Raw genomic sequence first — 211 nt, 5'->3', positions numbered from 1 at the left:
GACCTGGCTGAAAATGAAAAGAAATTCCCCGTGGCCCTGCGGGCCGGGACGGTCCTGAACGGCCGCTACATTATCGGCCGGGTGCTGGGCCAGGGCGGCTTTGGCATCACGTACCTGGCCTGGGACACCAAGCTGGAGGCCCGGGTGGCCGTGAAGGAGTTCATGCCCAACGAGATCGCCACCCGGGTGGGCACCACCGTCTCCGTGGCGG

Annotated in this window: 1 pseudogene; it reads left to right on the top strand. The window is 66.4% G+C overall.

Annotated features, from left to right (window positions below):
* Positions 1–211: pseudogene (locus H9X91_RS14875) on the top strand (hypothetical protein); the annotation flags it as partial.

The organism is Oscillibacter valericigenes (genome assembly GCF_016902445.1).
Taxonomy (GTDB): Bacteria; Bacillota; Clostridia; order Oscillospirales; family Oscillospiraceae; genus Oscillibacter; species Oscillibacter avistercoris.
This window is presented reverse-complemented; position numbering and strand designations above follow the sequence as displayed.